This window comes from Candidatus Harpocratesius sp., from assembly GCF_054039255.1.
Window position 1 is genome coordinate 1 of record NZ_JBPLBG010000016.1, and the last position, 16,280, is coordinate 16,280.

Annotated in this window: 16 protein-coding genes, 1 tRNA gene and 1 pseudogene; 10 read left to right on the forward strand and 8 right to left on the reverse strand. The window is 32.1% G+C overall.

All coding sequences use genetic code 11. From position 1 onward, the window contains the following. The 5 genes from ACXLDF_RS03685 to ACXLDF_RS03705 all read right to left on the reverse strand — a co-directional run. Window positions 1-685: hypothetical protein (locus tag ACXLDF_RS03685; RefSeq protein WP_457557144.1), on the reverse strand; the 685-nt coding region annotated here is incomplete at its 3' end. 109 nt (window positions 686-794) lie between these two features. Further along, window positions 795-1,355 carry a hypothetical protein gene (locus ACXLDF_RS03690; RefSeq protein ID WP_457557145.1) on the reverse strand — a complete coding sequence of 187 codons (561 nt, stop codon included), beginning with the start codon at window positions 1,353-1,355 and terminating at the stop codon, window positions 795-797. Window positions 1,356-1,814: 459 nt separating this feature from the next. Beyond that, a tRNA-Val gene (locus tag ACXLDF_RS03695) sits at window positions 1,815-1,887 on the reverse strand. Window positions 1,888-1,972: 85 nt separating this feature from the next. Next, on the reverse strand, window positions 1,973-4,147 hold the full coding sequence (locus ACXLDF_RS03700; RefSeq protein WP_457557146.1) for a hypothetical protein: 2,175 nt from the start codon (window positions 4,145-4,147) through the stop codon (window positions 1,973-1,975). Window positions 4,148-4,311: 164 nt separating this feature from the next. Continuing rightward, a complete protein-coding gene (locus tag ACXLDF_RS03705; RefSeq protein WP_457557147.1) occupies window positions 4,312-5,127 on the reverse strand; it encodes a DUF2110 family protein in 816 nt (271 codons plus the stop codon). A 178-nt stretch (window positions 5,128-5,305) separates the two neighbouring features. On the opposite strand from ACXLDF_RS03705, the gene ACXLDF_RS03710 reads away from it, so the two are divergent. Next, window positions 5,306-5,686, forward strand: coding sequence for a hypothetical protein (locus ACXLDF_RS03710; protein ID WP_457557148.1), 381 nt, complete (start codon window positions 5,306-5,308; stop codon window positions 5,684-5,686). 99 nt (window positions 5,687-5,785) lie between these two features. On the opposite strand, the gene ACXLDF_RS03715 is transcribed toward ACXLDF_RS03710, so the two are convergent. Then, window positions 5,786-6,784, reverse strand: a complete 999-nt coding sequence (locus tag ACXLDF_RS03715) for a GNAT family N-acetyltransferase (protein ID WP_457557149.1) — start codon at window positions 6,782-6,784, stop codon at window positions 5,786-5,788. 67 nt (window positions 6,785-6,851) lie between these two features. On the opposite strand from ACXLDF_RS03715, the gene ACXLDF_RS03720 reads away from it, so the two are divergent. Continuing rightward, window positions 6,852-7,415, forward strand: coding sequence for an alpha/beta fold hydrolase (locus tag ACXLDF_RS03720; RefSeq protein WP_457557150.1), 564 nt, complete (start codon window positions 6,852-6,854; stop codon window positions 7,413-7,415). A 94-nt stretch (window positions 7,416-7,509) separates the two neighbouring features. On the opposite strand, the gene ACXLDF_RS03725 is transcribed toward ACXLDF_RS03720, so the two are convergent. Beyond that, window positions 7,510-8,328, reverse strand: a complete 819-nt coding sequence (locus tag ACXLDF_RS03725; protein ID WP_457557151.1) for a 4Fe-4S binding protein — start codon at window positions 8,326-8,328, stop codon at window positions 7,510-7,512. 161 nt (window positions 8,329-8,489) lie between these two features. On the opposite strand from ACXLDF_RS03725, the gene ACXLDF_RS03730 reads away from it, so the two are divergent. The 8 genes and pseudogenes from ACXLDF_RS03730 (at window position 8,490) to ACXLDF_RS03765 (ending at window position 14,590) form a co-directional block, all read left to right on the forward strand. Next, on the forward strand, window positions 8,490-9,212 hold the full coding sequence (locus tag ACXLDF_RS03730) for an archaeal proteasome endopeptidase complex subunit alpha (protein ID WP_457557152.1): 723 nt from the start codon (window positions 8,490-8,492) through the stop codon (window positions 9,210-9,212). Window positions 9,213-9,422: 210 nt separating this feature from the next. Next, the gene (locus tag ACXLDF_RS03735; RefSeq protein WP_457557153.1) at window positions 9,423-10,214 is read left to right on the forward strand and encodes a ribosome assembly factor SBDS; all 792 of its coding nucleotides are present in this window, start codon (window positions 9,423-9,425) and stop codon (window positions 10,212-10,214) included. A gap of 181 nt (window positions 10,215-10,395) precedes the next feature. Next, window positions 10,396-11,142, forward strand: coding sequence for an exosome complex RNA-binding protein Rrp4 (rrp4, locus tag ACXLDF_RS03740; RefSeq protein WP_457557154.1), 747 nt, complete (start codon window positions 10,396-10,398; stop codon window positions 11,140-11,142). A gap of 2 nt (window positions 11,143-11,144) precedes the next feature. Further along, a pseudogene (locus tag ACXLDF_RS03745) lies at window positions 11,145-11,891 on the forward strand (exosome complex exonuclease Rrp41); the annotation flags it as partial. Window positions 11,892-12,253: 362 nt separating this feature from the next. Further along, window positions 12,254-13,078, forward strand: a complete 825-nt coding sequence (gene rrp42 / locus ACXLDF_RS03750; RefSeq protein ID WP_457557155.1) for an exosome complex protein Rrp42 — start codon at window positions 12,254-12,256, stop codon at window positions 13,076-13,078. 119 nt (window positions 13,079-13,197) lie between these two features. After that, a complete protein-coding gene (locus tag ACXLDF_RS03755) occupies window positions 13,198-13,485 on the forward strand; it encodes a 50S ribosomal protein L37ae (RefSeq protein WP_457557156.1) in 288 nt (95 codons plus the stop codon). A gap of 118 nt (window positions 13,486-13,603) precedes the next feature. Continuing rightward, window positions 13,604-13,864, forward strand: coding sequence for a KEOPS complex subunit Pcc1 (locus ACXLDF_RS03760; protein WP_457557157.1), 261 nt, complete (start codon window positions 13,604-13,606; stop codon window positions 13,862-13,864). Window positions 13,865-13,969: 105 nt separating this feature from the next. Next, a complete protein-coding gene (locus tag ACXLDF_RS03765) occupies window positions 13,970-14,590 on the forward strand; it encodes a hypothetical protein (RefSeq protein WP_457557158.1) in 621 nt (206 codons plus the stop codon). A 44-nt stretch (window positions 14,591-14,634) separates the two neighbouring features. On the opposite strand, the gene ACXLDF_RS03770 is transcribed toward ACXLDF_RS03765, so the two are convergent. Next, window positions 14,635-16,185: a two-component system sensor histidine kinase NtrB gene (locus ACXLDF_RS03770; RefSeq protein WP_457557181.1), complete on the reverse strand. Its 1,551-nt coding sequence runs from the start codon at window positions 16,183-16,185 to the stop codon at window positions 14,635-14,637. Between the last annotated feature and the right edge of the window lie 95 nt (window positions 16,186-16,280).

Below are 16,280 nucleotides of genomic sequence, written 5' to 3' on the forward strand. Positions count from 1 at the left end.
CATCAAGATAGATATCCCTAAAAGTGATTTTCCTTAAATATTTGTATTGATCAGCCTTCATAGGTATTGTTCTTAGATTTTTACAATAATATAGATCTAATTTTTCGACTTTTGGAGGCCATCCAGAGACAGCACACAGATCACAATTTTTAATGTAAAATTCTTTGCAATTTAAAAGCGGCGAAAAATCAACACATTCATCGATAAAATGGCATTCCCTAAAAGAGACCATGGCAAATTTATCCATGTTTTTTATTAATTTTGCATTTATATTCACCTGCTTGAATTCAATCTCTGTTGTTATTTGGTCATTGTATACAAATTCCCAATCTTCTAATACAAAATTGGTAAAATCTATTTTCTTCAAATTTTTATAACTTTCGGTATCTAAATCAATCTTTTTTAATTGTTTGCAATTGGATATATAGAATTTTTCGATATTAACGGGTAGTTTTACAATTTCCTGGAGATCCGACCTGCTTATGACTATAATATTACATTTTTTAAATAATGAAAAATCGATGATTGGGTCAATAAAATGACAATCCCAAATTACAATTTTTGTGATTTCATCGATATTTTCCAAAAACTCAAATTTAAAATCTCCTTCGCTTATACTTACTTTATACTGGCCATCTTGAATTACATCATATTTTATTTTAGGTTTTTTGTTAGCATTGACCATTATTTTTATTTTCACGCATCCATTCTTTTTTCGATTCTTTTACCATATCTATTATAAAAAAAAATACTAAAAAACTTAGCGCTTTTTATCACTGTTAATTGCCAGCGATTCAATTTTCAGGCACCAGAGCCCTTACTTGTTCCATGTAATCATTCCACGTTTTTAGTGCTGCGGGGTTGAAACTTTTATAATATTTCTGAAAATAATCGTTAAGGCGAATAATAGTGTTGATGCATTCGCAAATCATTCTGAATTTACTGGGATCGGCGAAATTCTGCATGGAGTTTTCGATGTTTTCATACCATTGGTCGAGGAGGCTGTTAAACATTATTTCGCCGTTTTCGTCTACCATCGGAACACCTTTTTTATCGAGCATTACTCCGAACGCATCAATTATGTTTTTTATTCGAGTTTGGCTGGCAATTGTAACTTTATCATTTGAATTATAGGATGGAATTTTATATCCTATTCCTAAAAATTTCGTTCCTTCATGACCTGCCAATTTTTCAGCCCTCAGCCATTTCGCCATTTTTGTGATCGATTCTTTTATACTTAAACCCTTCATTTCCGGTTGATTTCGCAGTAAAAAGAAACTGCGGGCATCTTCTATCACAATCCGAACCAACATTTCGGGAATTGCAGGAGGTTCATCCTTATTATTTTCATCCAAATTGAATTCTCTTAAATTATCATCGAATTCATCTTTTTCAGTGCTACTGGGAAAAATATTGATAATAGACAGCCCATTTTTGAAAGTAGTCTACACCTTTCAGGGTTATCTTTCTATATTTTTTATTATTATCACTTTTTTTTTCTTCCTTATTTAGAAGCATCTAAATAATTTAGAGTCAAAATTTTACTGCAGGTAATTATTAAATTTACTTATGTTCATTTTGGGCCAAAATATTCTTTTCAGTCCCACTGGCATAAAATTGCATGTCTAACGCCTATAAAATTAGCAATTGTAGAAAAAATTGGTGTACAGATGACAAAAATGGCGGTTATTAAGAATTGAACGATTAATAATTATGTATGATAAAAAAATAATTTGAAATAAATAAGTTCCTAAAACAAGAATAAATCTGTAATTAATATGAATTATTTGATGAAAAATTAATTTATAAATAAGTGGGCGTATCCTGAATTGAACAGGAGACCTCCGCAGTGTAAGTGCGGCGTAATAACCACTATACAATACGCCCCAAGGTTACTGATACATTTTTGATAGTGATTAAAAAAATATAGAATATATTAAATTTTTTTCGATTATTTCTTTAAAAACACGTTTCATGGTGCATTTACTTGAAAAAGTTGTTTCGCTTCTGCAGATAATTCTTGAGCTGAAGGGGGGATAAAAGTGATGAATTGATAAACCCAAGGTAATAGATGTTTTTGATATTCAAGAATCTGGCCGTCATAAAATAGTAGTATTGCGTGTTGAGAATTGTTAAATGGGGCATAAGAACAAATTGCATGTATTTTGAAAAATGCTTGAGATGAAGAATAAATTTGAGCCATTCGTGCATCATATTTACGTGTTAAGTATTTATTACGGCGAAGAAGTCGAAGAGTCGAAGATTCAAATGGGAAAGAAATGAAAGAGAACACATCAAAGTAGGGTAATATGTGTAAAAGTTCAGCAAGAGAAATTTGAGAAAGATCTACTAATAAAATATACTTCTTCGCATCAAAAGATGTTTTTTTGGATTCATTTTTCATTTTGTTGAGATTTTCCAGCCATTTTATTATATAAGAAAATGTGTTGCTTTGGTGAGATTCCCACATTTTTACAGAATAATGTAACTTTTCTAAGCGTGGGATTAATTTGTTCGAGAGTATCGTCTTAAATTGATGAGGATTGCTGAAAAAGACGATTGTAGGGCGTTTTATCAATTGTGCATGGTATACCAATTTAGCTGCATATTTTGCTGAAATTACAGAAGAATAACGGGCGAGAAATGGGGTTATGGATGTATCTCCCCAGACTTTAATTCGATCTTGGCTAATTTCGACAGGTAAAGATCGGATCTGAAAGCCTTTGGAGAGACTACCTAATCCTGTTATAGCTAAGTAAGATCGAACATCTAAGCTTGGAGATATTGAAATACTGCTAAATGCATTTTTGAATAGGGGATCACTGTAAAGTCGAACATCCATTAAATTCATGTGAAGTGTCGATGTCAGTGGCGATATAGATTTTACTGATGAAGAAGAGGTTGATGATAAAGAGGAGTTTGATGATAGAGAAGAGGTTGATGATGAATGTGTTAATAATGATGTTGATGTTGATACTGTTCTTTCATTTGAAATCTCAATTGTAAATGAGTAGGGCAAGGTTGGAGTGGTTCTCTGCTGAATTACAACAAAAAAATAATTAAATAGAGCCAAAAAAGTTGAAAATATGGAAGAATCGTTAATAAAGGTGGAATCTGTTAGTAAAAATTTGAAATGATTGTGAAGAATACCTGCTAAACGATCGAAAGAACATTTATGCTTCTCACAAAGATTAAATAGAAAATCAATAGGTCGAAATTGGAATTCTTCAGTTATTGGCATGGATTTTACTTTTGGTTGTCTTAGTGAATATGAATTTGGATACGATTGAAAAGACTTTATATATTTTAAGAATAAGCCTAGAAATTTCGCAAAAAATCTATATTGAGTCACAGTTGGTGCATTTGACTTTAAATCTATAAGATAATTATAAAATAATTCAATTTTCGATGTTTGAAGATGAATGGAATAATTGTTCAGAAGGTAATTATGAATTTGGTGGCAATCATCTAATATAAGGATAGAATTCTCAATGGCTCCTACATTTTTGAAAAAACCAGGTTGGAGTGGATGAAAAGAAAATAAATCATCATATGTAATGAAAATAATACTCATTTCAGAAATATAGTATTTAAGAATTTGTGAAATCGGAAGATTGTTGGCTTCAGTAATATAGAATTGAATAATTTGCTGCAAGTTAAATTGGTGAACTGCGCAATTTTCAGAGAAAGAATCTAATAAAGTCGAGATTTTTGATTTAATTTGAAGTATCTGTGATGAGGTAATAATTTGATCTTCATTGATATTTTTTTGAAATTTCTTTCCTAAAATAGAGTGTAATTGTGAATGATATCCGCATAAATCACAAATAAGAACTGAATTGTATAAAGATTCATCCATTGTTGATAGACTTTCTATGATTTGCTTTTTTTTAGATAAATCATTTAGAACAAAAACTAATTGTTTATGAAACTGTAAGACAACAGGCAAAGTTGCTTGAAATATTATTTCGTACCGGGAATGTTGTGGAGGTGCATAAAATAGTACATTTTTCTGCGCATGGATGTCATCCTGTAAAAAATTTACCACCCTATTAATCTCTGGTGTTTTAGCGATAGATTCCATGAATGAATGAGAATTGAGTTCACAATGTTGCGAAATAATAAGGTCAGTTACTCGATCAGCCATTATTAAGCAGCTAACATCGATTGAAATAGAAAAATTGTCACACCCATTTTGTTTATTAATTTTTTAAAACTTATTAGCACCAATCAACAAAATTGGTTTTGTGAACTTATTCGCACAAATTGATTATAATAATAATTCAAGAAAAAAGAAAACAATTCTTAAAATTACCAGTATTTTTTTACCCGATCGGGATTAAACACACTCATAACACAATTTGGCAAGAATTTTCCAATGTGAGCAATTAATCCAGCAGCAGTTGTCCCCGGTTTACATCGAACGGCGGTTTCCATCGGACCTAAACGATCAATTTGTACTACATCGATTGTATGACCTCGTTTTGCTAAGGTTTTTTTGACTGTTTGGCGCGAGGTTCCTGCAGTGAAGATTGTTTCCATGCCATCATCGACCAAGGTTTGTAAATTTTCTATAAATGTCTCTGAAAATTGACCTTCGACTTTCGGTTTCCCCTTTTTTTCATACGTAATTTTAGTAATTTCAATTTCAACAGGCAAATGGTTCATTAATCCATATAAATGTATCAATTGATGGGTTGAAAGCTTAGTACTCCGAGCTAATTGGCGTCGAAGTCGAAATAATGGGATCAGAACTTCTTTTGAAGGGCCCTCTATTCCTACATCAACAAAAAGGCCAAATCCGACTTTTCCAACAGAAGTAAGTTGTCCCATTAATGGAGTATTTTTGGGAATATTGTTAGCATTAATCACTTGACCAGTTATTTCTTTTAATATGTGTGAAACAAACGTTAATTCTTCCCGATTCGATCCTGAAAGCGTGATGTTGATCCGATCATCAACGCGAAATTCAAGCTTTTCAATAATAACATCTAAGTCTTTGGGAATCCGTTCTTCTAAAACTCGCTGAAATGTGTGAAGGAATTTGGCGCGTTCGGGCGCTGTTTTGGCTTGATTGATTGAATAATATTGATAAGCCGACACATATGCGAGCGATGCAGGTGACATTTTTTTTTCCTCTTAGCCTAAATAAATAAAATCACATAAAATCAAATCAGCTCATTTTTATCCATTTAATGGATAGATGTCACTATATATGATCAAATGTGATCAAATTTATAGGTTAAGAGGAAATATGTGTGATATTAAAAATTTTTTTTGGTTTTTCACAAAATGGAGGTCTTTTATGGATGTCAATAGTATAATTCCTGAATTTGATGCGTTTATCGCTGAATTTCCCGATTTTGATCTTTTTATAATTCTAACGCAAGATGGTAATATTAAATATTGTTCTGATCCAGATCGTGTTCAATCTGAGCAAACCAAAGCACTGATGCAAGCTTGGTTAAATCATGAATCTGCTTGTGTACTTGGTGAGGATCGCTATCCAATTTTAAGTTGGGAACCTTTACAATTTGCTGCCAGAAATGTAAAAGGAAAAGGTGCATTGGTGGGAACAGTAACGAGTTCAAATCATTATCTTGTGGCGCATTTGAAACCAGAGGCAAAATTAGCCCCTGCAATTGCAGCTATTCATTTAAATAGAAAATTTTGGAAGTTAATCTAGCCAACCAAATAAGTGTAAATAAGTTTTTTCTTCTTGTTTCTTTTTTTTGATATTTATACCATTTGATTTTTTAACTTTTTTCATATTCGAGTAAATATTTTATCCGCGATCAGGTCCTGCTTGGGCGAAAATTCCATTAAAATTCTTTGTGATTTGACAAGATTGTCCAAAAATCATTCGAATTGCATAGAAACTGTTTTTAAAACCAATTTTCTGTAAAAGATTCACTGCTTTGGTATTCCTTTCCAATACACCAAGCTTAATATTAACATAAGATGTGAAAATGTTAGAAGTGTTAGAAATGTTTGAAATGTTTGAAATGTTGGAAATATGAGAAATACTAGAAGTATTTTGATCATGGGGGATACAATAAAGAAGCAGATCTTCAGGATGGGGTTCATTATGCGATACCATCCAAGGTCCAACTTTAAGGTATCCAATTCTTTTTTCTACCATAATATATGCAGAAATTTGTCCATTCTGAGTCAGATAAAAGCAAGTTGATGGATTTCTTTTATAAATTTCTTTTAGAAGTATTTTTCGGGAAGATCCAAATATCTGTTCATCAAAATTAATTATGGATTCCAGTATATCAGGGGTGATTTGATGCATATTTTTTGGTTTTGGGTTGATAAGTGTCGGTAATTTTCCATTAAATCGTAAAGAACGACATATTTCTCTAAATCCAAACGACGAGTAGAAAGGTGCAGCTTCTGTGACTGAATCGAGCATTATTGTTTTAACTCGGCGAGATTTAAGCGATTCTAGGGCATAATTAAAGAGTAATCTGCCCAAACCTTTGTGTCTAAATTCTTTTTCAACAATGAAATTACCAATAAATGCAAATTCCTTGTATTTTGTGCTAAATATCATCGCACGGGCAGTTCCATCGCATTCTAAGATAAAATTACCTTTAGGATCGAATTTAAGCAAATCTTGAAGTTCATCAACAGTTGTACTCCAATTTTCTTCTTGAGTGAGATTCCAACCGAATTGAATATGTGTTTTTTTAAAGGGAACAATCTTAATAGAGCTGAAACTTCGAATTTGGTTGTGATTGGGGATTTTTGAATGATTTAGTGAAGGTGAGAAAGGCATTATAATTACTTTATTATTGAAGCGATTATTTATACATATTTTTATCTCTTTCTTCATTATTCCAGTTATGGAAAAGTATGATGAAGAAAAAAGTTCTGAAAAATCCATAAACATTCTTTTTCTTCATGGGTATGAAAGCTCTGGAACTGGATTTAAAGCGGAATATTTCCGTAAAATTTTTCCTTCCATTCATACACCTACATTATCTGGCGATTTAAATTCTCGAATGGAACAAATCTTACCTCTATTTCAAAAATATTCCCGCTGGTTTATCATAGGCTCTAGTTTTGGTGGATTAATGGCAACCATTTTGGCTCAGAAGTATACCCAAAAAATTGAACGTTTAATCCTTTTAGCCCCTGCACTAATTCCTCCTTTTTTCTCCTTTGATATATCTAATGGATCTGCTATTTCTGGTAAATCTGAGAATTTTAATAAATCATTAAAGTTAATAAAAGTTAAAACCGATATAATCCATGGAAAACAAGATTCAGTCGTTCCATTCCATCAAGTTAAGAAATTGGCAGAGAAACTATTTATAAATCTGACTTATCATGAAGTTAATGATGATCATCGATTGCATACCACAACAAAAAGCATTGATTGGAAACAACTATTATTTCCCTCATAAAGATAAGTGATTAAATCAAGATATCTGAAGCACATAGATAATGTTAAGAGTAATATAGCCAATTTCCTTTTTTTGTTTTTTTTACAATCCTTTACTAAAGGTACCATTGTGGTGATAATCTTTGTGTCAATGCTTGTGAAAACCTTTCTTGTAATGCAGGAGGGATTTGCAAATCAAATTGCCGAGCTTTAAATTTGCAGACACGAACACAAGCAAGACATCGTATACATTTTTCTTCATCTATATCTAAAGTGGTAAAATCTATTGCATCTGTGGGACATTGGGCAAAGCATTCTCTACATGTGATACAGATTTCCAAATCTCGCTTAATAGTTGGAACCAGAACACATGCACGATATTGAGGATGATGTTGAGAGTAATCAATATCTGGATCTTGGAATTTAATTTCAAGAGATTTAGGCGATGTTGTTCTTGAATTTTCCATTTTCTTCAAAATCTGATGAGAAAAAGTTCGGGCATTAAGAAAATCTTCAGCATCTGGACGATTTAATGCAAGTGGGAAATCTTCTCTTACAAATGAATGCACTCCGGTAAAAGATCCTGCACCGAAAATTCGAAAATTGCTACTTTTCAGCAGAATTACAAATTCATTTAGAGCTTTCCCATTGCTTACATTCCCATTAATCACAAGAGCAATGCACCATCGATTTTCACCATTGATCTGATTTAAAACTTTGATAATTTGATCTGGAACTCGACCTGCATAAACTGGGGTTCCAAAAATAATCAAATCACCTCTTAAATCCCATTTTCCACTATTTCTGGTCCGTGTATATGTTAAATCAATCGATTTCTCCAATGATAATCCTAAATAAAAGGCAATTCGCGTGCAGTATTTTTTTGTATTACCTGTAGGGGAGAAAAAGATGGGTTGAACTGAATGGAATTCCATTATGAAAAGTAAGTATTTTTCCCAAAAAAGTTTAAGGAAAAGGGGTAAACCTTAAAGCTTTTTTTTTAAACCCCAAAAAATTTAAAGTGCAAGTCATTGTATTTGATATAGAGAATCAACGCAAGTGATCATAATTATACAAATTGAAAAAGTGAACAATTATGTTTAGCACACCTGGACTTGGATACGATAGAGCTATAACGATCTTTTCCCCTGACGGACGATTATTTCAGGTGGAATATGCTATTGAAGCAGTAAGACGTGGAACAACTGCCATCGCTGTAAAAAACGAAACTGGAGTTGTTTTTGCTGTTGAACGACGTAATCTCCCATTACAAGAACATCTTGGAAGTGAAAAACTCTTTAAAATCGATGATCATGTCGGTGTAGCTATCTCTGGGTTAACTGCTGATGCCAGAACTTTAATTGATCAAGCCCGCGTTCATGCACAAGTAAATATTCTCAGTTATGATGAAGAAGTTAGCGTTCTTGAGACCACTCGTGATCTGTGTGATCAATGTCAATTATATACGCAAAATGCAGGAGTGCGCCCTTTTGGAGTATCTTTATTAATTGGAGGGGTGGATGATGATAAAACGGTGAACCTATACCTGACTGATCCATCAGGCGCATTCTGGGGATATAAAGCTTGTGCAATTGGAAGTGGTTCAGCTCAAGCCCGAGAGTTTTTAGGAAAAGAATATAAAGAAACCATGGATTTTGAAGAGTTAAAACTTCTTACAATTCGTACATTAAAAGAAGTTATCGAGGGTGATTTAGATGCTGAACGATTTGAAATTGCTGTTATCAATGCCGAAGATAGGCAATGGAAATTGTTTTCTATTGAAGAAAATAAAAAACTTTTGAAAAAATTAAGCGAATAAGCACTTTACTGTTTATGAAATAAACAAAATTTTTTTACTCGATTTCATTGTAATTCTTAAATAACATATAATATATATCTTATTAGAAACGGTAAGAAACGATATTGTTCCAAATTATAATATTTCAATTAATATTTGCCGATGATTTAAAAAATCTATGTAAATTTGGGCGATATATTAGGATATAAAGAAAAATTGGAGAAAGGTAGGATGTCTCACTCAAGGGGAGGGCCGAAAGGGAATTTCGATTTGGGAAAATATATTATTGTCAAATTAGAAAAAGCCAATCATAATTTTGAGATGATTGTTGATCCTGAAGAAGCCTGGAAAGCTAAACAAGTTCTCAAAGAAATGCGGCAAAAAGAACAAAATCATGAAATATCTATTGATGATATTTTATCTACTTCTGAAATTGATTTAGAAAGCATTTTTCCCACATATGATTTCTTTCTTAATGTCAAAAAAGGTGATCGAGTCACTGAATCAGATTTAGAAAAAGCATTTGGAACGACAGAAGGACGAAAAATTGCTGCTAATTTTTTACTAGATGGTGACTTTGCTTGGACTAAAACACAACGTGAAAAATGGTTAGAAAAGAAAAGGAAACAAATAATTAATATCTTAGCTCGAAATTCCATTAACCCACAGACTAAACATCCTCATCCCCCAAAACGTATTGAAAAAGCATTAGAAGAAGCTCGTGTGTCGATTGATATAAATAAATCAGCAGAAGAACAAATAGATGATATAGTAAAACGAATTCAAGCTGTAATACCTATCCGTATTGAAGCAATCCAAATGGCAATTAAGATTCCTGCGGAATATGCCGCTAAAGCTTACAACACTGTTGAGCAATATGCTCAGATAAAACAATCAGAATGGCAAACGGATGGTTCTTGGATTGGTATGATCTCTTTACCTGCAGGTCTTCAAATGGAAATGCTTGATAAGTTGAATAAATTAACACATGGTAGAATGCAAAGTAAATTGATTCAAAAATAAAATGACTAAATACTATATGTTAAGTAATATTAAACAACTTAACTTAACTTATAGGTAGTCTTTTTCAAACAAATAAAAACACTGGGGATTTTTGAGAAGAGACCAAAACCTCTTTTCCTCTTTTCTTCCGTTCTAAATAAGAAAACTGTGACTTGTAAAAGTTATAAAAAAAGTGAAAAAAATGTCCGCGGAGAATAAACCAATACGAGAAATCGTTACTCCAGGTCAAGTTATTGCAACTGATCCCGGGTTAATTGCAGGAAGGGGCGCAATAAAGGAAGATAATGGTCAAATTACGTCTGTCTTTGTTGGATTAAAGGAAATTCGAGGAAAATATGTTAATGTTGTGCCATTAAATGGCCTTTATAATCCTCAAATCGGAGATAAAGTTATAGGGCGAGTAATTGCAAAAACACCAGTAAAATTTCTGCTTGATATTAATGCAAAATTTTTAGGAATTTTGAAACCATCTGATGCATTTAAACGACCACATCAGAATCGAGGATATCCAAAATCAATGGGAACGTACAAATTGCCCCGTGAAAATGATATGGATAAATTAAAAATGGGAGATCAAATTATATGTAAGATTTTATCTGGATCACGAACTGAAGAACCAGCACTTACCAGCTTGGGCCAAGAGCTTGGTTTAATCACAGAAGGAATAGTTATTGCAATATCTCCCACAAAAATTCCCAGAGTGATTGGAAAAAAAGGAAGCATGATTGCCTTACTAAAGAATTTATTACATTGCAGAATTTTTGTGGCTCAAAATGGGCGTATTTGGATTCATGGACGAAATCCTGAAAACGAACGATTATTAATTGAAGTAATTTATAAAATTGAGCGTGAAGCTCATACAACTGGATTAACTGATAGAGTTAAAGCATATATTTTAAAAGAAAAGAAAATTCGAGGTATCAAATAAAAATGCCAATCTTAGTACCAGAACCTCATGATGAAATATGTTTCCGTGAAGATGGAAAGCGATTAGATGGTCGGGCGGTGGACGAACTCCGCCCCTTTTCGTGTGAAGTAGGTGTAATTAAAAATGCTCAAGGGTCCGCTCTTGTAAGACATGGAGGTAATTTGATTTATGCGGCTATTTACGGCCCTCGAGAGGTACATCCCCGTCATTTAGCCCGTCCTGATAAGGGAATTTTAAGAGTATATTATCGAATGGCGACATTTTCCGTTCATGAACGAAAAAGTCCTGCACCAAATCGTCGTGAAAATGAAATTTCCAAAGTTATTCGGGAAGCTTTGGAACCTGTATTGTTTTTGGAAGCTTATCCCGATTCTCAAATTGAAATTTATATTGAAGTTATTGCTGCAGATGGGGGAACCAGGTGTGCAAGTACTACTGCTGCATCATTAGCATTAGCTGATGCTGGAATTCCCATGAAAAGTATGGTTGTTGGAGTTGCAGCTGGAAAAGCACAAGGACGTGTTTTACTTGATTTAGGTGATAAAGAAGATAAAGTCGGTCAAGCAGATATTCCATGTGTAGTAGTAATGAAGGATAAATCCATATCACTTCTTCAATTTGATGGAGAAATGTCTTTAGAAGAAATGAAAATTGGATTTGAATATGTATTAAAGGGTGCAGAGATCATTTATCAAAAACAATTAGAAGCTTTGCGTGAAAAATACAACAAAATTACAAGAGAAGCTGAAATTGAAGATTCAGAAATGGGGAACCTCTCAGAAAATGAGCAAAATCCCATAAGTAATTCCCAAAATGCTCAAGATAATATTCAAAATGAAAACCAAGTAATTAACAATGAAAATAAATCTGAACCCTCTCCTTTAGTGGAGAATTCATCTGTAATTAATGAATCTCAAATAGAAATTGAGAACGAAGAAGGCGAAGAAAAACTAAATGATGAAAAATCAAATGAAGAAAATATAATTAAAACCAGCGAGCAATCAGCTGATTCTGCTGATGATTCATCAAATCAAGGAGAAGACCAGTCTTCACAAGGAAACGAACAATTAAGTTCAGAAAATGTTTCATCTTCGGGAGATGATCAAGCGTGATGGATATTAATGAAGTTGTTAGTAATTTAGAGAAAAATTACATCTTAAAACTTTTAAACCAAGGAAAAAGAATTGATGGGCGCGGTTTATTTGAATATCGTGATGTTAAAATTAAAACTGGGTTTATTCCAAAAGCGGAAGGTTCTGCAGATGTATTTTTAGGGGATACTCGTGTTATATGCGGAGTAAAATATGATATTGGTACTCCGTTTTCAGATAATCCTGATAAAGGTGTTTGTACCGTAATGTCGGAATATTTGCCTATCGCTTCTCCAATGTTTGAACCTGGACGACCTGATGAAGTTGCAATTCAATTAGCTCGAGTAGTAGATAGAGGAATTCGTCATACTAATTGTATTGATTATAAAAAACTTTGCATCAAAGAGGGCGAATATGTTTATATTCTATTCGTTGATTGTTATATGATGGATTATTTTGGGAATTTAACTGATGCTTCTGCGATTGCAGCGATAGCCGCCTTATTGAATACAAATTTACCCGGTGCAAAATTGAATGAAGAAGGAGTTCCTGAATGGGATGGAACATATTCACCTTTAACCATTTATGAGATTCCACTTAGCATTAGTTTCGGCAAAATTGGTGATGTAATTTTTGTGGATCCTAATTTATCTGAAGAAATGGTGCTTGATGGCTCTATTGCTTTTGCAGTTGATGAGAAAAAACAGGTTACTTCCATCCAAAAGTATGGAAATGCAACTTGGAGTGTTGAAGAAATATTAGATACATCGAAAAAAGCAATTGAAATTGCTGACGAATTACGAGCAAAATTGAATTTACACCAACATGTTCCCCAGCCAAAATAAATCTAAATAGGTTACTTTTTTTAATTGATTTTTTTTTATTTTTTAGCGACAAATTCACAAAATTTTTTTATTTTGCTACTTTGAAGTAATTATCATCTTAGCATGTTGAAGTGAAATTTATGCCTAAAACAAAAAAAGTGGGTATTTCGGGAAAATTCGGCCCACGATATGGATCTAAATTGCGGAAACAATGGAATGAAGTAGCAGAAAAACAAAAAGGTCCTACAAAGTGTCCTAAATGTGAAACAAAACTTCCTAATATGCGGGAATTCGTTGGAGTGTGGCATTGCAAAAAATGCGGAGCGCGCTGGACTGGTGGTGCGTGGGAAAGTTCAACTGCCCGTGGAAAAGAATCTCATCGAATTGCAACCCGATTGGCTCGTGAAGCATCAGAAACAGAGAATTAAATGTAATATTAGTTCATTATAGTTATAATTCCAAAATTTTTTTACTTAGTTTTCTTAATTTTACTCGATTATTTGTAATAATGCTTAATAATACTGAAATATATTGGATCTTAAGAAAATGCGCATTTTTACAGAAATTAATTTAGTTTTTTCTTCTTTTGAAAATCAAGATATTTTTTATAAAAGTTTCATGCCTGAATTCAGTAGTTTGAATATGAAACGATCAACTTGGAGTGTTAAAACACTTCCATCTACAGAACCTCGATTAATCTTTCAAATTCAAGCGGATGATGCAACAGCATTTCGTGCTACACTTAATTCTTTAATTCAATTTGCATCTATTGTTGAAAGAACTCTTAAATTAACAGAAAAATATTAATTATATTACTATCTCAAAAAATTTTAAATAAGCGATCTACATCTAAAAAATATTAAAGAAATAACTCTTAGAAAAAAATAATTAATGTAATAGGAGAATATAAAAATGCCCATTGTGACCCATCAAGATGAATATCTATTGTCAAAAATTGATATAGAATTAGCTGGAATGCTGAATTATTTAGCTCGAGATATTGAATCAATTAGAAATCAAGAGAAGAAGCTTGGAGATATGTATCAATCATATACAAAGGATTTAGGTAAATATATTCGAAAAATGCGTGATAAGAGCAAACAAATGGATGTATTAGCCAGAGAAGATAAATCTGGGATAACTAAAGCAGAAGTAGATGCTTACAAAAAACAAATTCAAAAGGTTGATGATCGTATTCGAATGATTGAAGGATATTATGATAGGATGAAAGATTTAGCAATTCAAAAGAGCAATTTAATTAAGCGAATGAACGAATATGCAAAATTGATTGTGAATTATGCAAAAATTCGAAAATCAATTGTAGATATTGGTTTACGTATTGAAAAAGAAAAGAACAAAATGGTTGCAGCTGAATCTATATCAAAAAACGAAGATAAATTGAAAGACGCTGAAAGAGAGTTTGAGCGTAGTAAAAAAGAATTAAATAAAAAATGGATACAACTAGAAGAAGAACGCCAAGAAGTTAATAATATGTGGAAAGCTTTGAAAGATTCTATTGATGACTTTGAATAAAATTATTTATTTGTTGATTCATTTTTTTTTTTAAAATAAAAAAATCATAAATTTTGATTTAAAATTGCTCGTAACTGATTTAAAGTAAAAGGTTTTCGAAGAACTCCTAAAAATCCAAATTTCTTAGGATTCGCCATTATTGGATCATTTGAATAACCACTTGCTACTATTGCTCGAACTTTTGGATCATATTCTTTTAATTCTGCAATAACTTCTTTTCCTCCTAAACCTCCTGGAATTGTGAGATCTAATATAACTAATCCAAAAGGTGAATTATTTTTAAATGCTTCTTTATATATTCTTATTGTATCTTCTCCTTTTTCGGTAAAAACTGCATCATAATTCAAATGATGTATTAATTTTTCCATAATCCTTTGAATAGAATGATCATCTTCTAGAATAAGAATAGATTGTGATATTTTTTCTTCTTCATTTACTTTTTTCATCTGAGATGGATTATTTTCTGAATGTAATTTGAGTGAATTTTGAGCAGGTAAATAAATACAAAATTCTGTGTAATGATCGTTTCTATCAGTTGAAGTATTAAAACAGATAAAGCCTTGATGGAATTTTACAATTGAATAAACAGTTGCTAAACCTAAACCAGAACCCATCTTTTTTGTTGTGAAATAAGGATCAAAAATCTTTGAATGATATTTTTCTGGGATTCCTGTTCCCGAATCTCGTATTTTAATTTCGATATAACGACCTGGTGGGATTAGTATACGGTGAAAATGCCCCATCTTCTTGTAAACTGGTGATTCAATTTCAATATTATGAAAATGCAGAAAAATTTCTCCTCCGTTAGGCATTGATTGATCTGCATTAATTATCAAATTAGATATTACTTGAGATATTTGATTTGCATCTACAATAGATAACCAAAGTTTATGATCAAAATCTAAGGTACATTTAGATCTAGACCCCCGTAGTGCAAAAATTGCAGTTTCTGTAATTACTTTTGTTAGATCAGTTGGTTTTTTTACTGGAGCCCCTCCTGTAGCAAATGTAAGGAGTTGAGTAGTTAAATTTTGCGCTCGCATTATCGATTTTTCTGCATCCTTTAATGTTTCTCGAATAAAATGTAAATCATCTTCTTCTAGTGCAAGGGTTATATTTCCTAATAGCACAGCAAGAATATTATTAAAATCATGTGCAATTCCACCAGCCAAAGTTCCAATACTTTCTAATTTTTCTTGATTAAGTTGATATTCTGTTAATTTAGTCGGTATTTTATTATTTTCAAGTAGTAAAATAATTTCATTTGATTCTGTTTTCTTTGAGAGAAGATCTATATTAACAATATATGGAAGTCTTTGTCCGTGTTTAGTAATTATCTCAATTTCATATTTTCCAGAAAAAGTCCTTTTTTGTTGAAATGATTCAAAAATGTTCTTTCCAAGACATTGATAATCTGGAGCGATAAGATTTAAAATAGATTTGCCTATAACTTCATCTAAAGTCATCTTCAAGATGTTTAGACCTGTGGAATTTACTTGCAATATCTTTAATGAATTTAAGTCTACTATAATTATTATTGGAGATATAAATTTAGCACTTATTTCGTCTCTTAAGTTAATATTTGAAATAAATATTTTCCTCCCTCAAATTCTTATAAATAAGAAATTTTCTATTAAGCATTATATTTTAATTATCATAACTCCAATTCCAAGTTTTAAGTAGAATTTTA

Coding starts and splice junctions, on each gene's coding strand:
- ACXLDF_RS03700 (WP_457557146.1), bottom strand. CDS start 4,147: ATGGCTGATCGAGTAACTGACCTTATTATTTCGCAACATTGTGAACTC.
- ACXLDF_RS03705 (WP_457557147.1), bottom strand. CDS start 5,127: ATGTCACCTGCATCGCTCGCATATGTGTCGGCTTATCAATATTATTCA.
- ACXLDF_RS03710 (WP_457557148.1), top strand. CDS start 5,306: ATGGATGTCAATAGTATAATTCCTGAATTTGATGCGTTTATCGCTGAA.
- ACXLDF_RS03715 (WP_457557149.1), bottom strand. CDS start 6,784: ATGCCTTTCTCACCTTCACTAAATCATTCAAAAATCCCCAATCACAAC.
- ACXLDF_RS03720 (WP_457557150.1), top strand. CDS start 6,852: ATGGAAAAGTATGATGAAGAAAAAAGTTCTGAAAAATCCATAAACATT.
- ACXLDF_RS03725 (WP_457557151.1), bottom strand. CDS start 8,328: ATGGAATTCCATTCAGTTCAACCCATCTTTTTCTCCCCTACAGGTAAT.
- ACXLDF_RS03730 (WP_457557152.1), top strand. CDS start 8,490: ATGTTTAGCACACCTGGACTTGGATACGATAGAGCTATAACGATCTTT.
- ACXLDF_RS03735 (WP_457557153.1), top strand. CDS start 9,423: ATGTCTCACTCAAGGGGAGGGCCGAAAGGGAATTTCGATTTGGGAAAA.
- rrp4 (WP_457557154.1), top strand. CDS start 10,396: ATGTCCGCGGAGAATAAACCAATACGAGAAATCGTTACTCCAGGTCAA.
- rrp42 (WP_457557155.1), top strand. CDS start 12,254: ATGGATATTAATGAAGTTGTTAGTAATTTAGAGAAAAATTACATCTTA.
- ACXLDF_RS03755 (WP_457557156.1), top strand. CDS start 13,198: ATGCCTAAAACAAAAAAAGTGGGTATTTCGGGAAAATTCGGCCCACGA.
- ACXLDF_RS03760 (WP_457557157.1), top strand. CDS start 13,604: ATGCGCATTTTTACAGAAATTAATTTAGTTTTTTCTTCTTTTGAAAAT.
- ACXLDF_RS03765 (WP_457557158.1), top strand. CDS start 13,970: ATGCCCATTGTGACCCATCAAGATGAATATCTATTGTCAAAAATTGAT.